The following is a 22785-nucleotide window of genomic DNA, read 5'->3' as shown; positions in this document are numbered from 1 at the left end:
TTAGCCGGCCCCTAAGGCGAGGCAGAAATGCGTAGTCGATGGGAACCACGTTAATATTCGTGGGCCTGGTGGTAGTGACGGATTGCGTAACTTGTTCATTCTTATTGGATTGGATGGGCGAGGAAGCGGTTCCAGGAAATAGCTCCATCATTATAGACCGTACCCGAAACCGACACAGGTGGTCAGGTAGAGTATACCAAGGCGCTTGAGAGAACTATGTTGAAGGAACTCGGCAAATTGCACGCGTAACTTCGGAAGAAGCGTGACCCTGATGTACGCAAGTATGTCAGGGTGGCACAGACCAGGGGGTAGCGACTGTTTATCAAAAACACAGGGCTCTGCGAAGTCGCAAGACGACGTATAGGGTCTGACGCCTGCCCGGTGCTGGAAGGTTAAGAGGAGAGGTGCAAGCTTTGAATCGAAGCCCCAGTAAACGGCGGCCGTAACTATAACGGTCCTAAGGTAGCGAAATTCCTTGTCGGGTAAGTTCCGACCTGCACGAATGGCGTAACGACTTCCCCGCTGTCTCCAACATAGACTCAGTGAAATTGAATTCCCCGTGAAGATGCGGGGTTCCTGCGGTCAGACGGAAAGACCCCGTGCACCTTTACTATAGCTTTACACTGGCATTCGTGTCGGCATGTGTAGGATAGGTGGTAGGCTTTGAAGCGGGGACGCCAGTTCTCGTGGAGCCATCCTTGAAATACCACCCTTATCGTCATGGATGTCTAACCGCGGTCCGTCATCCGGATCCGGGACAGTGTATGGTGGGTAGTTTGACTGGGGCGGTCGCCTCCGAAAGAGTAACGGAGGCGCGCGATGGTGGGCTCAGACCGGTCGGAAATCGGTCGTCGAGTGCAATGGCATAAGCCCGCCTGACTGCGAGACTGACAAGTCGAGCAGAGACGAAAGTCGGTCATAGTGATCCGGTGGTCCCGTGTGGAAGGGCCATCGCTCAACGGATAAAAGGTACGCCGGGGATAACAGGCTGATGACCCCCAAGAGTCCATATCGACGGGGTTGTTTGGCACCTCGATGTCGGCTCATCGCATCCTGGGGCTGGAGCAGGTCCCAAGGGTTTGGCTGTTCGCCAATTAAAGCGGTACGTGAGCTGGGTTCAGAACGTCGTGAGACAGTTCGGTCCCTATCTGCCGTGGGTGTAGGAATATTGACAGGATCTGTCCCTAGTACGAGAGGACCGGGATGGACATATCTCTGGTGGACCTGTTGTCCTGCCAAGGGCATAGCAGGGTAGCTATATATGGAAGGGATAACCGCTGAAGGCATCTAAGCGGGAAACCCACCTGAAAACGAGTATTCCCTATCAGAGCCGTGGAAGACGACCACGTTGATAGGACGGGTGTGGACGTGCAGTAATGCATGAAGCTTACCGTTACTAATAGCTCGATTGGCTTGATCGTTCTCATTGTTTGTGCTCATCGAAGATGAGCAAAACAATAAGAGTTTTGTTTTGTCCTGACGCACGAAAATGTGCTGCGGACGGCCCGCGCCACAAGGCGCGACGGCCTCTGGCCTGTATCGGTGCCCAAAGCACCGCAATGCGCTTAAGAGGTCCCATTCGACGTGTTCAAAACCAGCGAAAACTGAGGCCACAGCGAACAAACTATTCGCTATTGGCTACTCCCTATTCGCTCACAAAAAATCCAGCTTCTCAACACATTGCCCTTAGCTGACCTGGTGGTCATGGCGGGGCGGCTGCACCCGTTCCCATTCCGAACACGGCCGTGAAACGCCCCTGCGCCAATGGTACTTCGTCTCAAGACGCGGGAGAGTAGGTCGCTGCCAGGTCTGCTAAAGGCAATGTTGTCACGGTTTGCACTTGCAAATCCGTCAGGTTTTGCCCTTGCAAATCCGCCAATCTTCTCGTCACAAACACTAACGGCCCAGCCGATAACAAAAGGGTCGCTCAAAGCGGCCTTTTTGCGTCTAAAACGCACACATCATACGAGATTTTGCCTGACGGCAAAACTCTGTGGGTCTTTTGCCTAACGGCAAAAACCCGGTAACGAGATTTTGCCTGACGGCAAAACTCTGACAACGCGGGGTGGAGCAGCCCGGTAGCTCGTCAGGCTCATAACCTGAAGGCCGCAGGTTCAAATCCTGCCCCCGCAACCAAAAATCCCTGCGATCCCAATAAAGCGCCTCGTGGGGCTTTTTGCGTTTCTGGACTTCAGTTGCGCCAGCACGGTCCATCAGGTCTTCCAGAATTGCATTTTCGTTGAGGAACTCTGGTTTCTTCTTGCCAAATGCAACCCTCAGGATCGCGGTAAGCATTCGCCGAGGACCGCAGGTCAGCTTTTCTTGCGCGATCGGCGCTTCCACTTTGCGGCTAGAGCCTCGACGTTTTTGCGGAGATTGGCGGCGTCGACATCGCCCGGATCGTAGTGTGCGTGGCCCCACCATTCGACAAGTTCGTGGTGACGCTCATGGTTGGTGTCCGCAATGGCTTCGCGGAACTCTTGATAGCCCCAGGGACCGCCGACATCCTCCGGTGGACACCGTCCGACAACCTCGAGAAGGAATGGATCTTCGAAGCCGGCGGTCGCCGGAAAGATCTTTTCGATTTTCACAGAGTGCGTCCAGCCGTCGCCGAAGTCATAGAGATACTTGAATGACTTCGCGCCAATATCTTCGATGGCAGCAAGAAGCGTTTCCTTGCGTGCATCGATGGGACCACCAAAGCCGTCATCAGGCAGGCCGAAGCCGATGTCACGGATCCTGAACTCATACAGATGGCTGTTGGTCCAGCCGAAGGCCTCCTGAAGGATCTCATGAAGCCGGTCCAGCCGAATGCGGAATGGCACGACAACGCGGCGCATCACCAAGGGGTCAACGTCATCGAGCGTGACCTTCAAGCGAACGAGAGGACCAGCCATCAGGCCGCCTGCCTCAGTGGCGATGTTGCGGTTTTCCGCCAATTCCAGGGGAGAAGCTCATCAAGACGGCTGGCTGGATGATCGGCGATGCGGGCGAGAACATCGGCAAGCCAGGCCTGTGGGTCAATGCGGTTCATCTTCGCGGTGACGATCAGGCTGTACATGGACGCCGCCCGCTGCCCCCCTCGATCGGACCCGGCAAATAGCCAGGCTTTTCGTCCGAGCGCCACACCGCGCAGAGAGCGCTCCGCGCAATTGTTCGACAGGCAGATACGGCCGTCGTCCAGGAAGCGGGTGAAGGATTCCCAGCGGTTCAGCATATAGTCAAATGCCTTTGCCAAGTCATTGTCGCGCGGCAACCTGGCGCGGTGTTCGCGTATCCATATCTCCATGTCGTCAATCAGCGGTTTTGACAACTGCTGGCGGATTGCTTTTCTCTCATCGGGAGTGCGGCCATTGATATGGCGTTCGATTTCGAACAAAGCGTCGATCCGCTGCACCATGTTCAAGGCGACCGGCGAGATGACGGCGGCACTTTTACCCTGCGCTTTTCGGCGCGCGTTGGCCTCCAGATCGGCTTGCGCAAAGAATGGTCGCCTGGCATGCGCCCAACACGCTGCCTCATGAATCGGGCCCGGACTTCGATCAGGAAGATAAAGCTGGCCATAGCCCGTATAGGCATCCGCCTGAAGGATACCGCTATAGTTGGCCAGATGCGCCTGTGGATGTTCGCCGGCCCGGTCCCGGGAATAATAGAACATCGCCGACGGAGGCGCCGTACCGCCAAACGGAGCATCATCCTTGACGTAGCTCCATATCCGACCGGTAACGGTTTTGCCGAGAGCCAGAACCGGCACGGTCGTGTCATCACCGTGGATCCGTTCAGACGCGAACGTATGGCTTTCAATCCGCCGCACCAGCGGATCCAGGACCTGGCAGCACGTGCCAATCGCGTCTGCCGCAGTCGACAGACTGATTGGCACACCTTCCAGGGCAAAACGTTCGACCTGGCGATTGAGCGGAATGTGCTGGCCAAACTTGTCGCACAACATCATCGCCAAAAGGCTCGGACCAGCCCACCCTCTCGGTATGACATGGAAGGGTGCAGGTGCCTGGCTGATCTTCTCGCAGTCACGGCAGGTGAACTTTTCCCGAACGGTCTGAATGATCTTCCAACTCCGCGGTACGCTCTCCATCGTTTCGGTAATGTCTTCGCCGAGCTTGCGAAGCCGTTCACCGCCACAGCAGTTGCAGGCAACCGGGCCTGGCACGACAAAACGCTCACGCGGCAGATGTTCCGGGAATGGCTTCTTGACCGGCCGCTTGCGCGTAAAGCCGGTGACCGCAATCGCCGCCGCCGCAACGGCCATCTCGGCAGCAAGCTCATCTTCGGTCGCCGTCGCTTCGGCGTCCTCAAGCATCAGCTCCATCTGAGCAATCAGCCGCGCCGTCCGTTCCGACTTCTGACCGCGCAGTTCCCGTTGCAGCTTTTCGATATAGACTTTCTGGCGAAGAATGATGGCCTGATCATCGGCTTCCTTGGCCTTGGCAACAGCCAATTCGGCCAAAGCGGTAGCTCGTTCCAACCGCGCAATCGCCAGCTCTGCCTCCAGGGCAGCAGCATGATCACGGGGATTTTCCGAGCCGGTTTCCATGCTCGAAGTGAATCATAAAACCACTGATTTGTATAGCTTTTCCTGGCGCCCCGCTCGCAAATCCCGCCCCAAAAGACACTATCCAGCGCTCGTCGGCCGCCATGTCTGCTGCGGGTTCCGCCAGTCAATTCCCTCAAGCAAATAGGACATCTGGCCAGCCGTCAGCGCAATAGCTCCACCCTGCGTCGCCGGCCAAATGAAACGGCCGCGCTCGAGCCGCTTTGCGTATAGCGAAAGCCCAAATCCGTCATGCCAAAGAGCCTTGATCAGCCGGCCGCTTTTCCCGCGGAAGACAAAAACGTCACCCTTGAACGGATCACGACCCAAACCTTCCTGCACGATCAGAGCAAGGCCGTGCATTCCCTTGCGCATATCGCAATGGCCGCTCGCAATCCAAACCCGCACGCTCGAACTGATCGGGATCATTTGAGCGCACGCATCACGGCTGCAGCAAGATCACAAGGCGCCCCGGACGCAATCCTCACCTTGATACCGTTCGCAAAGTCCACAACGATGGTTGTCGCACAACCATCGCCGTTGCCAGGAACGTCCAGGACAGTTGCCGGCACGAAAGCGGGCTCATCTTTCAAAGACAGCGCTTGGCGCCGCCACGTGTAGAGCAGCCCCGTCGAAACATCAAAACGACGCGCTACTGCCGAGACATTTGCCCCCGGAGCAAATGCTGCCTCCACAATCTCCCGCCGTTCATCCGGTGACCAACGACGACGTCGTTCTTGACCCGTCAGCAAAATGGCCTGTGCCATCGTTCCTCATTGCGCTCTTAAGTTCACTCTCAAGAGCGCAAAATCACGATATCACCAAAAACTCGCAAGGCGGTCCACGCCGGAGGGATACGGATCGCGGCAAGATCGCCGCTTAGCACGATCGCCAATTCCGCGGCATCTGGAACAAGCTCGATCCGGCTGACCTCGAGAAGCACGCGCTGTGGCTTGTTCACGGGCTTGTTGATTCAGATCAAGGCCTCCTCTTCACGAAAATGAGAACTCTCCCCATCAGGCGGGGTTTGTCGGTCGATCGATGACACCCCTCTTCCATTGTTCGCCTCCTGGGGGATGTTCAAAATGAACAATACCGTACCAATCGTGGCGCTGACCGTGGGCGCCTTCCTGGCGCTTCTCGGTGCAGGCTTTGCCCACGATGATCTGTTTTCTGCCCATATGTGGGTTCTGTTTTTTACGCTTGCCGCATTCACCGTGGTGCTTTTGCGCCGCGTCCATTTCGGCTCCGCTGCCAAGCCGGCAATGGTTGCTTCAGGCGCGAGGGGCGGGGATGCACCCGCCTATTTCGATGAAGTGGTCAAATATGGAACCATTGCCACCGTCTTCTGGGGCGTGGTTGGCTTTCTGGTCGGTGTCGTCGTGGCGCTGCAGCTGGCCTTTCCGGATCTCAATTTTGGCCCCTGGTTCAATTTTGGCCGGATGCGCCCGCTGCACACATCAGCGGTGGTTTTCGCCTTCGGCGGCAATGCGCTGATCTGTACGTCGCTTTATGTCGTGCAGCGCACATCGCGCGCACGGCTGTTCGGCGGTGATGGGCTCGGATGGTTCGTCTTCTGGGGGTATCAGCTGTTCATCGTGATGGCCGCCACCGGTTATCTGCTCGGCATCACCCAGGGGCGCGAATATGCAGAGCCAGAATGGTATGTCGATCTCTGGCTGACCGTCGTCTGGGTCGCTTATCTCGTTGCCTTTCTCGGCACGATCCTGATGCGCAAGGAGCCGCATATCTATGTGGCGAACTGGTTTTATCTCGCCTTCATCGTGACGATCGCCATGCTGCATATCGTCAACAACCTGGCGGTTCCGGTCTCCTTCCTCGGCGTGAAAAGCTATTCTGCCTTCTCCGGCGTGCAGGACGCGCTGACGCAGTGGTGGTATGGCCACAATGCCGTGGGCTTCTTCCTCACAGCCGGTTTCCTTGGCATGATGTATTATTTCGTGCCCAAGCAGGCTGGTCGCCCGGTCTATTCCTACCGGCTGTCGATCATCCACTTCTGGGCGCTGATCTTCATGTATATCTGGGCCGGCCCCCACCACCTGCATTATACGGCTCTGCCCGATTGGGCGCAGACGCTCGGCATGGTGTTTTCGATCATGCTGTGGATGCCCTCCTGGGGGGGCATGATCAACGGTCTGATGACGCTGTCGGGCGCCTGGGACAAGATCCGCACCGATCCGATCATCCGCATGATGGTGATTGCCATTGCCTTCTACGGCATGTCGACCTTCGAAGGTCCGATGATGTCGATCAAGGCGGTCAACTCGCTCAGCCACTACACCGAATGGACCATCGGTCACGTGCATTCCGGTGCGCTCGGCTGGGTCGGCATGATTTCCTTCGGCGCGATCTACTTCCTCGTCCCGAAACTCTGGCACCGCAACCGGCTTTACAGCCTTGCCATGGTCAACTGGCACTTCTGGCTCGCCACCCTCGGCATCGTGGTTTATGCGGCCGTCATGTGGGTTGCCGGTGTGCAGCAGGGTCTGATGTGGCGCGAATATGATGACCAGGGTTTCCTCGTCTATTCCTTCGCCGAAGCCGTCGCTGCCATGTTCCCCTATTACGTGCTGCGCGCCGTGGGCGGGATCATGTACCTCGCCGGTTCGCTGATCATGGCCTTCAACATCACCATGACCATTCTCGGTTACGAGCGGCAGGAAAAGCTGCCGGGCAGTGTGCCCGCCAGCCTCCAGCCGGCCGAATAAGGAGAAGAACCCATGTCCATTCTCGACAAACATCAATTCATCGAGCGTAACGCGACGCTGTTGCTGGTGGGGTCTCTGCTGGTCGTGTCCATCGGCGGCATCGTGGAAATCGCACCTCTCTTCTATCTCGAAAACACCATCGAGAAAGTGGAGGGAATGCGGCCCTATTCACCGCTGGAGCTTGCCGGACGCAATATCTACATCCGGGAAGGCTGTTACGTCTGCCACAGCCAGATGATCCGGCCGTTCCGCGATGAAGTGGAACGGTACGGTCATTACAGCCTGGCGGCTGAATCCATGTACGACCATCCGTTCCAGTGGGGCTCAAAGCGCACCGGGCCGGATCTGGCGCGCGTCGGCGACCGTTATTCTAACCAGTGGCACGTGCAGCACCTGATCCGCCCGCGCGACGTGGTGCCGGAATCAATCATGCCAAGCTACGCCTTCCTCAAGGAAACACCGCTGAAGATCACCGACGTCACCATGGAGCTGAAGGCCAACCGCGCCGTCGGCGTGCCCTATAGCGACGAGATGCTGGAAAGCGCCAAGGCGGATCTTACCGCCCAGGCCGATCCGAATGCCGATACGGCCGGCCTTCTGTCGCGTTATCCGAAGGCGAAGGTGGGCGATTTCGATGGCGATCCGGCAAAGCTGACCGAGATGGATGCGCTTGTCTCCTATCTCCAGATGCTCGGCACGCTGGTCGATTTCTCCACCTATGACGATGCAACCGGTTACCGCTGAGGATATGCGAAGATGGAAGTCTATACCGCAATGCGCCACTTCGCAGACAGCTGGGGCATGCTTGCCATGGGCCTGTTCTTCCTCGCCGTGGTGTTCTCAACCCTTCGTCCGGGCGCGAAAAACGCCGCCGACGAAGCCGCAAAAATCCCTCTGAAGGAGGATTGATCATGGCGGACAAACATATTGATGACGTCAGCGGCGTCGAAACCACCGGTCATGAGTGGGATGGCATCCGCGAACTGAACAACCCGCTGCCGCGCTGGTGGCTGTGGACCTTTTATGCCTGCATCGTCTGGGCTCTCGGTTATATGGTGGTCTATCCCGCCGTGCCGATGCTGACGGGGGCGACGAAGGGCTTGCTTGGCTATTCCAGCCGCGCCGAACTGGCAGGCGAAATGGCGGGCGCCAAAACCGCGCAAGGGGCGATCGTCGAAAAGATCTCGGCCTCGTCGCTGCCGGAAATCCTTGCCGATCCGCAGATGGCGCAGTTTGCCACGGCTGCCGGTGCAGCCGCTTTCAAAGTCAACTGCGTGCAGTGCCATGGCTCCGGCGCCACCGGTGGTGCCGGTTATCCGAACCTTAACGACGACGACTGGTTGTGGGGCGGCAAGGCCGAGGATATCCACCAGACGATTGCCCACGGCATTCGGTATGCGGACGATGCGGAAAGCCGCGTGTCCGAAATGCCGGCCTTTGCCGATATCCTGAAGCCGGAAGAAATCCGCGAGGTTTCAGCTTATGTGGTGAGCCTCACGGGCACGCCGCGCAATCCGGCCGTGGTCGAACCCGGCAAGGCGCTGTTTGCCGATAACTGTGCCTCCTGCCATGGCGAGGATGCCAAGGGCAATCGCGAGTTCGGCGCGCCGAACCTTGCCGATGCCATCTGGCTGAAGGTGAAGGGCGAGGACGAGATCGCCGCGCAGGTTCGCCAGCCCAAGCACGGCGTCATGCCGGCCTGGCAGGCGCGTCTCGGCGATGCGACCGTCAAGGAACTGGCTGTCTATATTCATTCGCTCGGCGGCGGCGAATAATTTTTGCCCCCCTGTTCATCCGAAAACCTGCAAGCCGCGCTCTTTGGGCGCGGCTTTTTCGTTTGGAGGCGTGGGTGCGACATCGGCGCGCGCCGGGCTGGAACTTGACCCAAGTCAAGGATTGCCGGGCGGATCGGTGTGAAAAAGGCGGCGATGAGAAGTGGATCAGCCCCCATGAACCTTTACACCGCCAAAGAGCCGAAGACCGAACCCGCAAACGGCGCACCGAAAGCCGGGCCGGACGAGCCGCTTTATGCGGCGCGCAAGAAGATTTTTCCGAAGCGCGCCGAAGGGCGTTTTCGCCGGTTCAAATGGCTGGTGATGCTGATCACGCTCGGCATTTATTACCTGACGCCGTGGATCCGCTGGGATCGCGGTCCGTTTGCGCCCGATCAGGCGGTTCTCGTGGATCTCGCCAACCGGCGCTTTTATTTCTTCTTCATCGAGATCTGGCCGCAGGAGTTCTTCTTCGTTGCAGGCCTTCTGGTCATGGCGGGTTTTGGCCTGTTTTTGCTGACCTCTGCCGTCGGGCGTGCCTGGTGTGGTTATGCCTGTCCGCAGACGGTCTGGGTCGATCTGTTTCTCGTCGTCGAGCGTTTTATCGAGGGTGACCGCAATGCCCGCATGAAGCTCGATGCCGGACCTTGGACCTTTGACAAGGTCTATAAGCGGGTTACAAAACATGCGATCTGGCTGTTGATCGCCATCGCCACCGGCGGCGCGTGGATCTTCTATTTTGCCGATGCGCCATCGCTTGCGTTTGATTTCCTGACCGGCCATGCGGCCTTTGTCGCCTATTCGACCGTCGCACTTTTGACCGCCACCACCTATGTGCTGGGCGGGCTGATGCGCGAGCAGGTCTGCATCTACATGTGCCCCTGGCCGCGTATCCAGGGCGCCATGCTGGACGACAATTCGCTGGTTGTGACCTATAATGACTGGCGGGGCGAGCCGCGTGGCAAACATCAGAAAAAGGTCGCCGCCGACAGCAACGCGGCCGGTGATTGCGTCGATTGCAATGCCTGTGTCGCGGTCTGTCCCATGGGCATCGATATCCGCGACGGCCAGCAGCTCGAATGCATCACCTGCGCGCTGTGCATCGATGCCTGCGACAGCGTGATGGACAAGCTGGAGCGCCCGCGCGGCCTCATCGCCTATGCCACGCTCAACGAATACGAATCGAACATGGCGCTGGCGACCGACAACGGCCGCACCGGCATCGAGCCTGTCCGGGTTCGCAAGGCAGACGGCGCGTTCAGCGACAGCGTGCGCCATTTCAACTGGCGCATCATTCTTCGGCCGCGCACGCTTCTCTACATGGGCGTCTGGACGGCTGTCGGCATCGGCCTCGTCGTGGCCCTCCTCAGCCGCGACCGGCTGGAGGTCAACGTGCTGCATGACCGCAATCCGCAATATGTACTGGAATCGGATGGGTCGATCCGCAACGGTTATACGATCCGGCTTCTCAACATGATCCCCGAACGGCGCACGGTGCTGTTGTCGATGATGGGGCTTGCCGGTGCCGAGATGAAGATCCCGGCGCTCACCGATGCCTCCGACCGCGTCTTTGCCATTCCGGTGGAGCCGGACAAGGTGACCACGCTGAAGGTCTTTGTCACCCTGCCCAAGGGGGCCGTGGGCGATGCCCGTGAAGGTTTCAGCTTCATCGCGGAAGACCGGGCCAGCAGTGAAAAAGATGTCTACCGCGCCAACTTCAATACTCCGGGAGCCAAGTGATGACCCATACGAAGAGTTTCGTCTTTACCGGATGGCACATGGCCGGCGTGGTCGGCCTGTTCTTCGGCACGATCATTTCGGTGAATTTCTACATGGCTTATCAGGCGGTGCATTCCTGGAGCGGGCTTGTCGTGGAAAACACCTATGTCGCCAGCCAGCAGTTCAATTCCAAGGTAGCGGAAGCCAAGGCTCTGGGCGCGAGCGGCATTTCGGGAACGCTGACGGTGGAACAGGGCGTGATCCGTTATGTAATCTCCGGATCTGACGGAAAGCCGGTTGCCGTCGATACCGTGACGGCAACCTTCAAGCGGCCCGTCGGCGACCACCAGGATTTTTCGGTGGTTCTGACGGATCTCGGAAATGGCACCTATGAGGCCGTGCACGATGTGCTGCCCGGCCACTGGATCGTGGATACGAGCGCCATGCGCAACGGAGACCGCATTCTCCACCACAACAGGCGCATTGCCGTTATCGGAGCAAAGTCATGAGCTGCTGCGCGCCGGGCACGGAAGCGTCTTTGGACATGGCGCGCGCCACGCTGGCGCTGCCCTCTGCCGAGGAGCTGATGCTGGCCAGCCGCGATCTCGGCGAAGGCCTGCGCCAGCTCGATCTCAGCGTGCCCGGCGTCCATTGCGGCACCTGTATCAGCGCCGTCGAACAGGCGCTGACGGCGCTTTCTACCGTTCAAAAAGCCCGCGTCAACCTGTCGACCCGCCGCGTATGCATCGTCTGGCACTCAGCGGAGGGCGAGGGGGCGATGGATCCGGTCGATTTCGTTCGCGCCATCAAGCGGGCAACGGGTTATGACGCGCATCTGCTCTCGGCCGCCGAAGAAGCCGGTGACGTGCTGAAGGCGCAGCTCATTCGCGGCGTTGCCGTCTGCGGTTTTGCCGCTGCCAATATCATGCTTCTGTCCGTTTCCGTCTGGTCAGGGGCGGAGGCTTCCACGCGCGATCTCTTCCACTGGATCTCTGCGATGATTGCAGCACCCGCCCTCGTTTACGGCGGACGCTTCTTTTACCGGTCAGCCTATGCGGCGCTGCGCCGTGGCCGCACCAACATGGACGTGCCGATCGCGCTTGCCATCACGCTGTCCTATGCGGTGTCGCTGTGGGAAACCATTCATCACGGGGAACATGCCTGGTTCGATGCGACGGTGTCGCTGCTGTTTTTCCTGCTGATCGGACGCACGCTCGATCATATCATGCGTGACCGGGCACGCTCGGCCATCACCGGCCTTGCCCGCATTTCTCCGCGCGGCGCTATGGTGGTATCGGACGACGGAAGCCGGGAGTATCGTGCGGTCGAGGATGTCGTCCCGGGAGACCGCATCGCCATTGCCGCCGGTGATCGCGTGCCGGTTGATGGGGTGGTCATCGAGGGGGAAAGCGATCTCGACCTCTCCATCGTCAATGGCGAAAGCGCACCGGTTGCCGTTCGCGCGGGCGCGCTCGTGCAGGCGGGCACTGTCAGCCTCACCGGCTCGCTGCTGCTTCAGGCCACAGCCACGGCGCGCCAGTCGTTTCTGTCGGAAATCATCACGCTGATGGAAGCGGCCGAAGGCGGGCGGGCACAGTATCGCCGCATCGCGGACCGGGCAGCACAGATCTATTCGCCCGCCGTGCATCTTCTGGCGCTTCTCACCTTCCTCGGCTGGGGCATGTTTGGCGGCGACTGGAAACAGGCCATGCTGATTGCCATTGCCGTGCTGATCATCACCTGCCCCTGTGCGCTCGGCCTTGCCGTGCCCGTTGTTCAAGTGGTCGCGGCTGGACGGCTGTTCCAGAACGGCGTGATGGTGAAGGACGGTTCGGCCATGGAGCGGCTCGCCGAAATCGATAGCGTGGTGTTCGACAAGACCGGCACGCTGACGCTTGGCCGCCCGCAGCTTGTCGAGACGGTGGGCACGCCTGCCCGGATCGCCATGGCCGCAGCGATTGCCGCACACTCGCGCCATCCGCTCTCGCAGTCCATCTACAACGCCTATCCGGGCCCTGTTGCAAGCCTTGGGACGGTTACGGAAATGGCCGGCGATGGCCTTCTCGCCAAAATGCCGGAGGGAGAATATCGGCTGGGCAAGCGGGCGTTTGCCTGCCCGGGTTCGGTTAGCCCGGAGCGCGGCGGCTCCGAGGTGGTTCTGTCGCTCGACACGGTGGAAATTGCCCGCTTTCACCTGGAAGACCGTCTGCGGCCGGATGCCGAGACGGCCATCGAAACGTTGCAGCAAAAGGGTTTTGAAACGCGCGTTCTGTCCGGAGACCGGCAGCCGGTGGTCGCTGCCATGGCCGCAAGGCTTGGCATCGACGCCTTCGAGGCGGAACTGTCCCCCGGCGGCAAGACAAAGGCCATCGAGGTATTACAAGGGGCTGGCGGGCGGGTGCTGATGGTGGGCGATGGCATCAACGATGCGCCGGCGCTCAGTGCCGCGCATGTCTCGATGGCGCCGGCAACGGCCGCCGATATCGGCCGGCAGGCAGCGGATTTCGTCTTCATGCATGACAGCCTTGAGGCGGTGCCGATGGCCATCCGCATTTCGGTCAAGGCCGGCCGGCTGATCCGCGAAAATTTTGCGCTGGCCATCGGCTACAACATCATTGCGGTGCCGATTGCCATTGCCGGTTATGCGACGCCGCTGATTGCCGCCATCGCCATGTCCACCTCGTCGCTGATCGTAGTCGCCAATTCGCTGCGGCTGAACGACGTGCGGCGGGCGAAGGTTAAAAGTCCCGAAGTGGATCGGGTCAGCGCCGGACCGCTCCCGGGAAAGGCGTCACTGGCATGAATATGCTGATTTACCTGATCCCGGTTGCGCTTCTGCTCGGCGGGCTTGGCCTTGGCGCCTTCCTCTGGTCGCTGCGCAATGGCCAATATGACGATCTCGATGGCGCCGCCTGGCGGGTGCTTGACGAGGACGATCAACCAAGGCCTTGAATGCTCACCGATTTCCGGTTCCGAAGCCGCCGGCCTTGAGGGTCGGCGGCTTTTCACGTTCGGTGATGCCGGGTAGGGCAGGCTCAGGCCGCCGTGCGCGCAGCGCCAGCTTTTGCGGCGGGCACGCGGCGCAGAATTTCCTCGGCATAAAGCCTGGCATTTTCGCGCGCCTTGTCGAGATTGCTGATGCGCTCTACATCCATCGTATACAGTGTTCCGCCACAGTCGAAAATATCGCGGAAGGCCGAGCGTTCGATGATCGGCGTATTCAGCACATCGACATTGCGCTGGGCGAGAAGCCCCTTGACCGCGAGCAGCGCGCGCGTCGTCACCATGGAGTTGACGCGGGTCAGCACCACGGAATGGGGCACATACATGCCGAGCTTTTCGCCGAGATATTGCAGCAGTTCCAGCACATGGGCGCCGCCCTGGGCATCCATGGCGCAGCCCTGAATGGGGATCAGCACATGGTCGGACAGGCCAATGGCTTTGGCCAGAAGCGGGCTTCGCGCGCCGGGCAGGTCGATCAGCACGTAATCGCTGCTTGCCCGTGCCTCTTCCAGATGGCGCTCGACGGAGGCCTGCGTCACGTAAGGTGTTACGGAAAGACCAGGGATTGGCGGCGAGGCATCGAACCAGCGCGACATCCAGTATTGCGGATCGGCATCGAGAACGGTGACGCGGTGACCCATGCGGGAAAGCTCTGTGGCAAGCAGCAGCACGGCAGTGGTCTTGCCGGCCCCGCCCTTGGTATTGGCAAAGGTAATGACGGGCATCGTCGATCCCTGAAAAAAGGTTCGTGAGCCGGCATTGCTCTCAAAGGCACGAAGGTCATGGTGCCCTCGCACTGTCGCGCAACATGGTTAAAAAATGCGAAACGCACCGGTGCAAGAGCGGCAGTTATCGCGGCCAGCCTTCTGTTGCCGGCGGCCTGCCCTAATGGCGCTTGTCGGCGGCCAGGACTTCGCGGGCGATCTGGTCGAGCGAGACAATCCGATCGACACCGCCGCGGGCAATCGCTTCCTTTGGCATGCCGAACACCACCGAACTGGCCTCGTCCTGCGCCACCGTAAAGGCACCGCCCTCGTGCATTTCCAGCATGCCGCGGGCGCCGTCATCGCCCATGCCGGTCATGATGACGCCCATGGCATTGCTGCCAGCCGCGCGGGCAGCGGAGCGAAAGAGCACGTCGACGGAGGGACGGTGGCGGCTGACCAGCGGCCCGGCCCGCACGGAGACCTGATAGCGGGCACCGCGCCGTTCCAGCAGCATATGCTTGTCGCCGGGGGCGATCAGCACATGGCCACGCAGAACCGGGTCGCCATCTTCGGCTTCCTTGACCTCCACTTCGCAAAGGCTGTTCAGGCGCTTGGCAAAGGCTGCGGTAAACTTTTCCGGCATGTGCTGCACGATCACGATGCCCGGCGCATTGGCCGGCAGCGCCTCCAGAAATTCGCGCAGCGCTTCGGTGCCGCCTGTCGACGCGCCGATGCACACCACCATTTCGGTGGTTTTTGCCATGGCACCGATTTTTGGCGGCGGCAGGATGGCATCGGCCGTCAGCTTTGCCGACACCGGCCCGGTCCCCCGGAAACGGCGCAGCTTGCCAAGCCGCGCGCCGGCGGCAGCCTTGACGACGCTGCGCACCCGCTCGGCGCTTTCAGCCAGATGGTCGGCAGCGCCGATCTTCGGCTTCTGGATAATGTCGACGGCGCCGGCTTCCAGCGCCTGCATCAGCGTTTCCGAACCCGCTTCCGTCAGCGACGAACACATGACAACCGGAATCGGATGCTGCGACATCAACTTGCGCAGGAAGGTGATGCCGTCCATTTGCGGCATTTCCACATCCAGCGTGATGACGTCGGGTATGTCTTCGCGGATCTTGCGCGCTGCCATGAACGGATCGGAAGCGGCGCCGATCACCTCGATTTCCGGATCTTCCGACAAAAGCATGGTGAGCGTCTGGCGGATGCTGGCGGAATCATCGACGATCAGGACGCGGATCTTTTTGCCTATCGTGGTGCCCATGGCTCACACTCGCTTGAACACAGTATTGGCCACCTGCCTGATCGGCAGATTGAAGCCGGTTGCCGTTTCCGAATGGCCGATGAACAGGTAGCCACCCGGAAGCAGGCAATCGCATAGCCGGCTCAGGACGTGCTGCTGTGTTGGTTTGTCGAAATAGATCAGCACGTTGCGGCAGAAGATCACGTGTTGCATGTCCTTGATCGCATAGGCGTCGTCCATCAGGTTCAGACGTCCGAAGCCGACCCGCTGACGCAGCACCGGGGCAATACGCACCTCGTCGCGGCGCGGATCCACGGCCTGCATGATGTATTTTCGGCGCATCTCCTTGGAGACGGGGCTGACGATCTCGCTGGAATAGATTGCCCGGCGGGCGGTGTGCAGCACGTCGGTGGAGAGATCGGTGGCAATGATACGGAAGTCCGCGCCCTGCTTCTGGCCAAGGCATTCGGAGAGCACCATGGCCATCGTATAGGGTTCGGCGCCCGTCGAACAGGCGGAACTCCAGGCGCGGATCATCGTTTCGCCGGCCTTCAGAAGTTCCGGCACCACAGAGCGGGTCAGATAATCGAAATGCTTCGGTTCCCGGAAAAAGTCCGTCTTGTTGGTGGTCACCGCATCGATCAGGTAGACCTGTTCGGTTTCGAGGCCATCGTGATTGAAAAGATGATCGCAATAGTCGTCGAAGGTTGCGATGCCGGTGACGCGCAGCCGTCGGCGCAGACGCCCCTCCAGCATCGTCACCTTGGTGACCGGCATCTTGATGCCACTGTAATCATAAATGTATTTCGCCAGCCGTTCGAAATTCCGCTTGCTCAGGTGGTCATCGAGCGGTTGGCGTGCAAGTCCCGAGGCAGGTGCCAAAATCGTCTCCCGTCACGCCACTTGCAGGGCAGAGGTCACCCCGTCAAGCGCGTGGCTCTGGTCTGAAAACAGGCGGGCGAGATCGATGATGACCACGAAACCGCCGTTGCGTCGCACGACGCCCGAGATGTAATCGGAGCGCCAGCGAATGCCGATATCCGGTGCCGCTTCGATCTGCTCACGCTGGAACGGCACGACTTCGTAGACGCGATCCGCCACAAGGCCGAGCACGAGTACCTTGTTGCCGACGGGAACGTCGAGAACCAGGATGCGCGTATGCGGCGTTTTTTCCGTGCGGCTGAGGCCGAGCCGCAGGCGCAGGTCAATCACCGGAACGCCCTGGCCGCGGACATCCCGCAGCCCCAGCAGATAGTCGGGGCCATGGGGGATCTTGAACGGCTCCTCATGGTCCAGGATCTCCCGGACCACTTCGACCGGCACGGCGAAGATCTCCTCACCGAGACTGAAGGTCACGAACTGGGCTTCTGAAGGTGTCGCCATGGTTTTACGCGCTTTCCCTGAAATCGGCATCATCTTCGTCCGGGCCGCCCATCGACATGTCGAGCGCAAAACCCTTGGCGCGGGCCTGCTGGGCTGCCACGGACTGGGCATTGGTCGGGCGCTGGACAGGTTTTGCCTTATGCGCCTGCGAGGACATCGGCTTTGACGGTGTACGTGCCGGTGCCCGACGGCCGCCACCGCTCTGCTCCACCTTGAAGAAGGCGATGGAGGCCTGCAGTTCTTCGGCCTGGGCGGCCAGTTCTTCAGAAGTCGCAGACATCTGCTCGGAGGCACCGGCGTTCTGCTGGGTCACCTTGTCCAGCTGCTGGATCGCCTCGTTGATCTGGGATGCGCCGATATCCTGCTCGCGGCAGGCGGCCGAAATTTCCGAGATCAGTTCCGCCGTCTTCTGGATATCGGGCACAAGCCGGCTCAGCATCTCGCCGGCATCCGTTGCCACCTGAACCGTGTCGCCGGAAAGAGCCGAGATTTCGGCGGCGGCCGCCTGGCTGCGTTCGGCGAGCTTTCGGACTTCCGAGGCGACGACGGCAAAACCCTTGCCGTGTTCGCCGGCGCGGGCGGCTTCCACAGCGGCGTTCAGGGCGAGCAGATCGGTCTGGCGGGCGATTTCCTGCACGATGGAGATTTTTTCGGCAATCGTGCGCATGGCGCCGACGGCGCGGGTGACGGCCTGGCCCGAGGCTTCGGCATCACGCGAGGACTGACGGGCGATCTTTTCCGTCTGGGCGGCGTTATCGGCGTTCTGCTTGATGTTGGCCGCCATCTGTTCCATGGCAGCCGAGGCTTCTTCGGCAGCGGACGCCTGTTCGGTAGCACCCTGCGACAGTTGTTCGGAGCTTGCCGACAGTTCCTGGCTGCCCGAGGAAACGTTGTCACCGGCTGCCAGCGCATCGCCGACGACGCCGCGCAGGCGCGCAACCATGCTCTCCAGCGCCTTGCCCAGCGTATCCTTGTCGGACAGCGGTTTTGGCGAGACGGTGAGGTTGCCGTTGGCAATCTGATCGGCAATATCTGCGGTGTTGCGCAGATTGCTCGTCATGGTCTTCATGGAGGTGACGAGGTCGCGGATTTCATCATTTGCCGCGTGGTTCACATCCCGGTTGAGGTCGCCGATGGCCACTGCGTCGGCAAGGTCCACTGCGCGGCGCAGGCCGCGGCTGATGTTGAGGGAAATCCAGATGGCTGCGACAGCCGATAGAAGAATGGTCGCGGCAACGATACCGAGCAGCAGGCTCTTTGACGCATCATATTGCGCGTTGGTGGCGGCATCCGTTGCGGCAAGATCCTTGGCAATTGCTTCGTTCAGGCCGCCGAGTGCCTGCAGCAGGACAGCGGTGATCTTTGCGCCTTCGCCCATGGAAACCTCGCCGGCGCGTGTGTTGGACGCCGTGGTGTTTTCCCGGGCCAGTGCCAGGATCTGGTCCTGCAATTGCAGCCAGTTGGGATAAGCCGCGCGGAATTCGGCGACCTTGGCGCGAATGGCATCGGCCTTTTCCGCATCAAGCGCAGTGAGCAGCGTCTGGATCCGGGCGCGGGCGTCCTCGACCTCGCGGAAATAGGCGCTTATCTGCGCGGGATCGGTGTTGAGGATCGCGTTCTTCTCGGCGCGGATCGAAAGATAGACCGTGTCGGAAAGATCGCTGGAATTGCGCAGGTTTTCGGCCGGCCCATCGACGATATCGGTGATGGCCGAGTTCAGGCTCGACAGGTTGGTGATCGCAAGGGTTGCCATGCCCGACATCGCGAGCAGAATGAGCCCGAAGATCAGCGTCAATTTCAGTTTGATGGTGAACCGCATCATATCCTCTAGTAATCCCCCGCGTCTTGCGGGCTATGATGCAGAAGACCGAGTGCATTCACCCTTCTGCGGCCCGTCCCCCGGGCGTCTTCCAGCGCCTGCATGCGCTGGACCGTTTTTCGGCGTAAGCCGAACGTTCACTCAGGCACTTTTCTGGAAGTCCGCATCGTCATCGTCAGGGCCGCCCATCGACATATCGAGTGCAAAGCCTTTTGCACGCGAAAGCTGGGTTGAAACTGTCTGCCGTTTGGTGGTGGCGGTTTTGGGCTTCGTCTGGCGTGTCGGTTCCGCAGCCGCTGTCGGCCGTTGACGGGTGTTTGCGCGCTCGACGCGGAAGAAGGCGATGGAGGCCTGCAACTCCTCGGCCTGGGCTGCCAGCTCTTCCGATGTCGCCGACATCTGCTCGGATGCGCCGGCATTCTGCTGGATGACCTTGTCGAGTTGCTGGATAGCCTCGTTAATCTGCGAGGAGCCGATATCCTGTTCACGGCAGGCGGCCGAGATTTCCGACACCAGGTCTGCGGTTTTCTGGATATCGGGAACAAGCCGGTTCAGCATCTCCCCGGCCTCCGTTGCCACCTGAACCGTGTCGCCCGAGAGGGAGGAGATTTCGGCCGCTGCCGCCTGGCTGCGCTCGGCAAGTTTTCTGACCTCGGAGGCAACGACGGCAAAACCCTTGCCGTGTTCGCCGGCACGCGCAGCTTCCACAGCAGCGTTCAGCGCGAGCAGATCGGTCTGGCGGGCGATTTCCTGCACGATGGAGATCTTCTCGGCGATCGTGCGCATCGCACTGACCGCCCGCGACACCGCCTTGCCCGATGTTTCGGCATCGCGCGAGGACTGGCGAGCGATCTTTTCCGTCTGCGCGGCGTTATCGGCGTTCTGTTTGATGTTGGCGGCCATCTGCTCCATCGAGGCAGACGCTTCTTCAGCAGCAGCGGCCTGTTCTGTTGCGCCCTGCGACAGCTGTTCGGAACCGGCCGACAGTTCCTGGCTGCCCGACGAGACGTTGTCGGAGGCGGCCAGTGCATCGCCAACCACACCGCGCAGACGCTCGACCATGGATTCCAGCGCCAAACCCAGCACGTCATCCTTCGACTGGCGTCGCGCATCTGTTGTCAGGTCGCCGCTTGCGATGCTTTCCGCAAGATCGGCGGTTGCGCGCAGATAGTCCACCATGTCGCGCATGGAATTGCCGAGCGTATCCTTGTCGGACAACGGTGTTACGGTCACCTTGATGTCGCCGGTTGCGACACGACTGGCAATCCCCGCCGTCTGGCGAAGGTTTGCGGCCATCCTGTTGACGGTATCGACGACATCCTTGATCTCGTCATTGCCGGTGAGCTTGATCTCCTGGTTAAGGTCGCCCATTGCCACGGCGCTGGTTGCCTTCTGCACGGCGTTCAGCCCCCGGCCGATGCCGCGCAGGATGAAGAAGGCGGCCAGCGACCCCACCAGCAGGGCTGCGGCAAGGCCGACACCCACGACAAGCTGCGTCATCTCCCGTGTTGCCGAGGCGTGGGCTTCCGCTTGCTGCATCTGGTTGCTGTTGTTGGCAAGGCGTGCCTGGAGCAGCGTCTCGATCTGCCCCATCAGCGCGCCGCTTTCGCCTTTTGCCAGCTGGAGCGCCTGCTCCCCATTGCCCGTCTTGACAAGCACGCGCAGCTGGTCGTCGATCCGGAAAAGCTCGCGAAGGATCAGTAAGATGTCGGCATAGGCTTTTCTGCCGGCCTCGGTTTCGGCAGCGTTTGCCGCCCATTCGGCCGCCTTCAGCAATTCCTGGCGATCCGCATCGCTGGTGCGGATCAGGTTTGAGGCATCGTCTGCACTCTTTGCCTCCACCAGCGCCAACTGGCTGCGCGCGATCCTCAGCTGCAGATTGGTCATGTTCAGCGCGTTCGCCTGACGCGCGACGGGACCGGTCAAGGTGTGATGAAGCGTTTCGCCCGCATCGTCGATCGCATAAATGCCATAGCTTCCCATCGCCAGCATCAACGACAGCAGGAGCCCAAATGTAGCGGTTAGCTTGGTCTTGATCGTTATCCGCATGACAGCGTTTCCTCGTGAGGCATAGGTCGCTTCAGATCACCGGCTGGCGGTCGGGCTCTGTCGCAGGATTGGGGTCTGCCGGAGCGCCTCAGGCGCTCTGGCGAAAATCGTGGTCGTCGTCATCGGGGCCACCCATCGACATGTCGAGCGCAAAACCCTTGGCGCGGGCCTGCTGGCCTGACACCGAATTGTTCTGCGTGCGCCCTTGCGTCTGTGCGGGCTTGGTGGATCTGGCCGGAGTGCCGGCCTTGGCGCTACGCTGGGCCGCGGCCGGTGCCGGGCGCGCCGTGGTTTTGTGGCTGGCGCCATCCACCCGGAAGAAGGCGATGGAGGCCTGGAGTTCCTCGGCCTGGGCGGCCAGTTCCTCGGAGGTTGCCGACATCTGCTCGGAAGCGCCGGCGTTCTGCTGGGTGACCTTGTCGAGCTGCTGGATCGCTTCATTGATCTGGGAGGCGCCGATATCCTGCTCGCGGCAGGCAGCGGAGATTTCCGAGATCAGTTCCGCCGTCTTCTGGATGTCGGGCACAAGCCGGCTCAGCATCTCGCCGGCATCCGTTGCCACCTGAACCGTGTCACCCGACAGCGCCGAGATTTCAGCGGCGGCTGCCTGGGAGCGTTCGGCCAGCTTTCGGACTTCGGAGGCGACGACGGCAAAACCCTTGCCGTGTTCGCCGGCCCGGGCGGCTTCAACGGCAGCGTTCAGGGCGAGCAGATCGGTCTGGCGGGCAATTTCCTGCACGATGGAGATCTTTTCGGCAATCGTGCGCATGGCACCGACGGCGCGGGTGACGGCCTGGCCCGACGCTTCCGCATCACGCGAGGACTGACGGGCGATCTTTTCCGTCTGGGCGGCGTTATCGGCATTCTGCTTGATGTTGGCCGCCATCTGTTCCATCGAGGCGGATGCCTCTTCGGCGGCAGACGCCTGTTCGGTGGCGCCCTGCGACAGCTGTTCGGAGCTTGCCGAAAGTTCCTGGCTGCCCGACGAGACATTGTCGGAGGCGGAAAGCGCATCGCCGACGACACCGCGCAGGCGCTCGATCATGGTGTTGACGTAGCCGAGGAGATCGCCGATCTCGTCACGGGTGGTGATGGGTGCAAGCTTGGTCAGGTCGCCATTCGCCACGTCCTGGACGGAGCTGACGGCATTGCGCAGGCCGCGGTTGATGGAGGTCGCAATCCAGAAGGCAGCAATAAGGGCCACCAGAAGCGCAGTGCCGGTGACAGCCAGCACGATCGTGCGGGTCTGGAGATAATCTTCATGGGCCTCAGTCTTCGCCTGGCCAAGGCGGGATACTTCAAGCGCCACGACCTCTTCCAGAAGCGTGTCGATCTCGGCTGCGGTTGCCCGGTTGTCTGTCGTGGAAATCTTGAGCGCCGACGGCTGGTCACCGGCCATGACGAAGGCGCGGATCCGGTCGTCCTGCTGGCGATACTGTCCGGTAAGGCCCTGCAGCTTGTTCCAGATGACCTTGCCCTGCTCGGTGGCCTTCAGCATGACGGCACTGAAATTCTTGTCGAATTCCTGGCGATAAGTGTCGATGCGCCCGGCATATTCACGCGCGGCCTCCGGGTTCGGGGCAAGCAGCATGTTCTTCTGCTGGCGAAGCTGCTGAAGCTGGTAGACATCCAGCTCGAGAGCCAGTTGCAGGCGCTCTGCGGGGCCTTCCACCACGCCTTCCAGCCGATCGTTCAGGCTACCAAGGCTGATGATGCCAAGGGTTGCCGTAGCAACCAGCATGAGGATCACGAACCCGAAGGAGAGAGTGAGTTTTAATTTGATGGAGGCACGCATCTGAAATCTCC

The 22785-nt window shown here is 60.5% G+C and carries 20 protein-coding genes, 1 tRNA gene and 2 rRNA genes (1 of these 23 only partly in view); 11 read left to right on the top strand and 12 right to left on the bottom strand.

Annotated features, from left to right (window positions below; genetic code table 11):
* The 3 genes from AC4CWF_RS18380 to AC4CWF_RS18370 form a co-directional block, all read left to right on the top strand.
* Positions 1-1421: ribosomal RNA gene (locus AC4CWF_RS18380) — 23S ribosomal RNA — on the top strand (it extends 1463 nt beyond the left edge of the window).
* Between the two features lie 273 nt (positions 1422-1694).
* Positions 1695-1809 (top strand): 5S ribosomal RNA (rrf, locus tag AC4CWF_RS18375).
* Positions 1810-2059: 250 nt separating this feature from the next.
* A tRNA-Met gene (locus tag AC4CWF_RS18370) sits at positions 2060-2136 on the top strand.
* Between the two features lie 176 nt (positions 2137-2312).
* Here AC4CWF_RS18370 and AC4CWF_RS18365 read toward each other — a convergent pair.
* The 5 genes from AC4CWF_RS18365 to AC4CWF_RS18345 all read right to left on the bottom strand — a co-directional run bounded on the left by AC4CWF_RS18365 (position 2313) and on the right by AC4CWF_RS18345 (position 5510).
* Positions 2313-2897: a plasmid pRiA4b ORF-3 family protein gene (locus tag AC4CWF_RS18365; protein ID WP_491281691.1), complete on the bottom strand. Its 585-nt coding sequence runs from the start codon at positions 2895-2897 to the stop codon at positions 2313-2315.
* On the bottom strand, positions 2897-4552 hold the full coding sequence (tnpC, locus tag AC4CWF_RS18360; protein ID WP_491281692.1) for an IS66 family transposase: 1656 nt from the start codon (positions 4550-4552) through the stop codon (positions 2897-2899). Before tnpC ends, AC4CWF_RS18365 begins: the two co-directional genes overlap by 1 nt.
* A gap of 78 nt (positions 4553-4630) precedes the next feature.
* On the bottom strand, positions 4631-4978 hold the full coding sequence (tnpB, locus tag AC4CWF_RS18355; protein ID WP_491281693.1) for an IS66 family insertion sequence element accessory protein TnpB: 348 nt from the start codon (positions 4976-4978) through the stop codon (positions 4631-4633).
* A complete protein-coding gene (gene tnpA, locus AC4CWF_RS18350; RefSeq protein WP_491281694.1) occupies positions 4975-5316 on the bottom strand; it encodes an IS66-like element accessory protein TnpA in 342 nt (113 codons plus the stop codon). Before tnpA ends, tnpB begins: the two co-directional genes overlap by 4 nt.
* A 29-nt stretch (positions 5317-5345) precedes the next feature.
* Positions 5346-5510, bottom strand: a complete 165-nt coding sequence (locus tag AC4CWF_RS18345) for a hypothetical protein (RefSeq protein ID WP_491283056.1) — start codon at positions 5508-5510, stop codon at positions 5346-5348.
* A 124-nt stretch (positions 5511-5634) separates the two neighbouring features.
* Here AC4CWF_RS18345 and ccoN point away from each other — a divergent pair, with 124 nt between their 5' ends.
* The 8 genes from ccoN (at position 5635) to ccoS (ending at position 13721) form a co-directional block, all read left to right on the top strand.
* Positions 5635-7278, top strand: a complete 1644-nt coding sequence (gene ccoN, locus AC4CWF_RS18340) for a cytochrome-c oxidase, cbb3-type subunit I (protein WP_491283055.1) — start codon at positions 5635-5637, stop codon at positions 7276-7278.
* Between the two features lie 12 nt (positions 7279-7290).
* Complete coding sequence (gene ccoO, locus AC4CWF_RS18335) at positions 7291-8022, top strand: cytochrome-c oxidase, cbb3-type subunit II (protein ID WP_491283054.1); 732 nt, start codon at positions 7291-7293, stop codon at positions 8020-8022.
* A 12-nt stretch (positions 8023-8034) separates the two neighbouring features.
* Positions 8035-8187 (top strand): cbb3-type cytochrome c oxidase subunit 3, encoded by a 153-nt coding sequence (locus tag AC4CWF_RS18330; RefSeq protein WP_491283053.1) that lies wholly within the window; start codon positions 8035-8037, stop codon positions 8185-8187.
* A 2-nt stretch (positions 8188-8189) separates the two neighbouring features.
* Positions 8190-9053, top strand: a complete 864-nt coding sequence (ccoP, locus tag AC4CWF_RS18325; RefSeq protein ID WP_491283052.1) for a cytochrome-c oxidase, cbb3-type subunit III — start codon at positions 8190-8192, stop codon at positions 9051-9053.
* A gap of 174 nt (positions 9054-9227) precedes the next feature.
* On the top strand, positions 9228-10790 hold the full coding sequence (gene ccoG, locus AC4CWF_RS18320; RefSeq protein WP_491283051.1) for a cytochrome c oxidase accessory protein CcoG: 1563 nt from the start codon (positions 9228-9230) through the stop codon (positions 10788-10790).
* Positions 10790-11278, top strand: coding sequence for a FixH family protein (locus AC4CWF_RS18315; RefSeq protein ID WP_491283050.1), 489 nt, complete (start codon positions 10790-10792; stop codon positions 11276-11278). Before ccoG ends, AC4CWF_RS18315 begins: the two co-directional genes overlap by 1 nt.
* The gene (locus AC4CWF_RS18310) at positions 11275-13572 is read left to right on the top strand and encodes a cation-translocating P-type ATPase (RefSeq protein WP_491283049.1); all 2298 of its coding nucleotides are present in this window, start codon (positions 11275-11277) and stop codon (positions 13570-13572) included. The genes AC4CWF_RS18315 and AC4CWF_RS18310 overlap by 4 nt, the downstream gene beginning before the upstream one ends.
* The gene (gene ccoS / locus AC4CWF_RS18305) at positions 13569-13721 is read left to right on the top strand and encodes a cbb3-type cytochrome oxidase assembly protein CcoS (RefSeq protein ID WP_491283048.1); all 153 of its coding nucleotides are present in this window, start codon (positions 13569-13571) and stop codon (positions 13719-13721) included. The genes AC4CWF_RS18310 and ccoS overlap by 4 nt, the downstream gene beginning before the upstream one ends.
* 83 nt (positions 13722-13804) lie before the next feature.
* On the opposite strand, the gene AC4CWF_RS18300 is transcribed toward ccoS, so the two are convergent.
* The 7 genes from AC4CWF_RS18300 to AC4CWF_RS18270 all read right to left on the bottom strand — a co-directional run bounded on the left by AC4CWF_RS18300 (position 13805) and on the right by AC4CWF_RS18270 (position 22774).
* On the bottom strand, positions 13805-14497 hold the full coding sequence (locus AC4CWF_RS18300) for an AAA family ATPase (RefSeq protein WP_491283047.1): 693 nt from the start codon (positions 14495-14497) through the stop codon (positions 13805-13807).
* A 160-nt stretch (positions 14498-14657) separates the two neighbouring features.
* Complete coding sequence (locus AC4CWF_RS18295; RefSeq protein WP_491285493.1) at positions 14658-15737, bottom strand: protein-glutamate methylesterase/protein-glutamine glutaminase; 1080 nt, start codon at positions 15735-15737, stop codon at positions 14658-14660.
* Between the two features lie 15 nt (positions 15738-15752).
* The gene (locus AC4CWF_RS18290) at positions 15753-16610 is read right to left on the bottom strand and encodes a CheR family methyltransferase (protein ID WP_491283046.1); all 858 of its coding nucleotides are present in this window, start codon (positions 16608-16610) and stop codon (positions 15753-15755) included.
* Positions 16611-16622: 12 nt separating this feature from the next.
* Entirely contained in the window at positions 16623-17111 is a 489-nt protein-coding gene (locus AC4CWF_RS18285; protein WP_491283045.1) for a chemotaxis protein CheW, read from the bottom strand.
* 4 nt (positions 17112-17115) lie between these two features.
* Complete coding sequence (locus AC4CWF_RS18280; protein ID WP_491285491.1) at positions 17116-18930, bottom strand: methyl-accepting chemotaxis protein; 1815 nt, start codon at positions 18928-18930, stop codon at positions 17116-17118.
* A 141-nt stretch (positions 18931-19071) separates the two neighbouring features.
* The gene (locus AC4CWF_RS18275) at positions 19072-20979 is read right to left on the bottom strand and encodes a methyl-accepting chemotaxis protein (RefSeq protein WP_491283044.1); all 1908 of its coding nucleotides are present in this window, start codon (positions 20977-20979) and stop codon (positions 19072-19074) included.
* An 88-nt stretch (positions 20980-21067) separates the two neighbouring features.
* Entirely contained in the window at positions 21068-22774 is a 1707-nt protein-coding gene (locus AC4CWF_RS18270; RefSeq protein WP_491283043.1) for a methyl-accepting chemotaxis protein, read from the bottom strand.
* Between the last annotated feature and the right edge of the window lie 11 nt (positions 22775-22785).

This window comes from Neorhizobium sp. PAMB6630, assembly GCF_058242775.1.
Note: the sequence above shows the minus strand (reverse complement) of the source record. Positions and strands in the feature narration are given on the sequence as shown.

Bases quoted from the DNA above. Each gene is read 5' to 3' on its own strand.
- AC4CWF_RS18365 (WP_491281691.1), bottom strand. From the start codon at position 2,897: ATGGCTGGTCCTCTCGTTCGCTTGAAGGTCACGCTCGATGACGTTGAC.
- tnpC (WP_491281692.1), bottom strand. From the start codon at position 4,552: ATGGAAACCGGCTCGGAAAATCCCCGTGATCATGCTGCTGCCCTGGAG.
- tnpB (WP_491281693.1), bottom strand. From the start codon at position 4,978: ATGATCCCGATCAGTTCGAGCGTGCGGGTTTGGATTGCGAGCGGCCAT.
- tnpA (WP_491281694.1), bottom strand. From the start codon at position 5,316: ATGGCACAGGCCATTTTGCTGACGGGTCAAGAACGACGTCGTCGTTGG.
- ccoN (WP_491283055.1), top strand. From the start codon at position 5,635: ATGAACAATACCGTACCAATCGTGGCGCTGACCGTGGGCGCCTTCCTG.
- ccoO (WP_491283054.1), top strand. From the start codon at position 7,291: ATGTCCATTCTCGACAAACATCAATTCATCGAGCGTAACGCGACGCTG.
- AC4CWF_RS18330 (WP_491283053.1), top strand. From the start codon at position 8,035: ATGGAAGTCTATACCGCAATGCGCCACTTCGCAGACAGCTGGGGCATG.
- ccoP (WP_491283052.1), top strand. From the start codon at position 8,190: ATGGCGGACAAACATATTGATGACGTCAGCGGCGTCGAAACCACCGGT.
- ccoG (WP_491283051.1), top strand. From the start codon at position 9,228: ATGAACCTTTACACCGCCAAAGAGCCGAAGACCGAACCCGCAAACGGC.
- AC4CWF_RS18315 (WP_491283050.1), top strand. From the start codon at position 10,790: ATGACCCATACGAAGAGTTTCGTCTTTACCGGATGGCACATGGCCGGC.
- AC4CWF_RS18310 (WP_491283049.1), top strand. From the start codon at position 11,275: ATGAGCTGCTGCGCGCCGGGCACGGAAGCGTCTTTGGACATGGCGCGC.
- ccoS (WP_491283048.1), top strand. From the start codon at position 13,569: ATGAATATGCTGATTTACCTGATCCCGGTTGCGCTTCTGCTCGGCGGG.
- AC4CWF_RS18300 (WP_491283047.1), bottom strand. From the start codon at position 14,497: ATGCCCGTCATTACCTTTGCCAATACCAAGGGCGGGGCCGGCAAGACC.
- AC4CWF_RS18285 (WP_491283045.1), bottom strand. From the start codon at position 17,111: ATGGCGACACCTTCAGAAGCCCAGTTCGTGACCTTCAGTCTCGGTGAG.
- AC4CWF_RS18280 (WP_491285491.1), bottom strand. From the start codon at position 18,930: ATGCGGTTCACCATCAAACTGAAATTGACGCTGATCTTCGGGCTCATT.
- AC4CWF_RS18275 (WP_491283044.1), bottom strand. From the start codon at position 20,979: ATGCGGATAACGATCAAGACCAAGCTAACCGCTACATTTGGGCTCCTG.
- AC4CWF_RS18270 (WP_491283043.1), bottom strand. From the start codon at position 22,774: ATGCGTGCCTCCATCAAATTAAAACTCACTCTCTCCTTCGGGTTCGTG.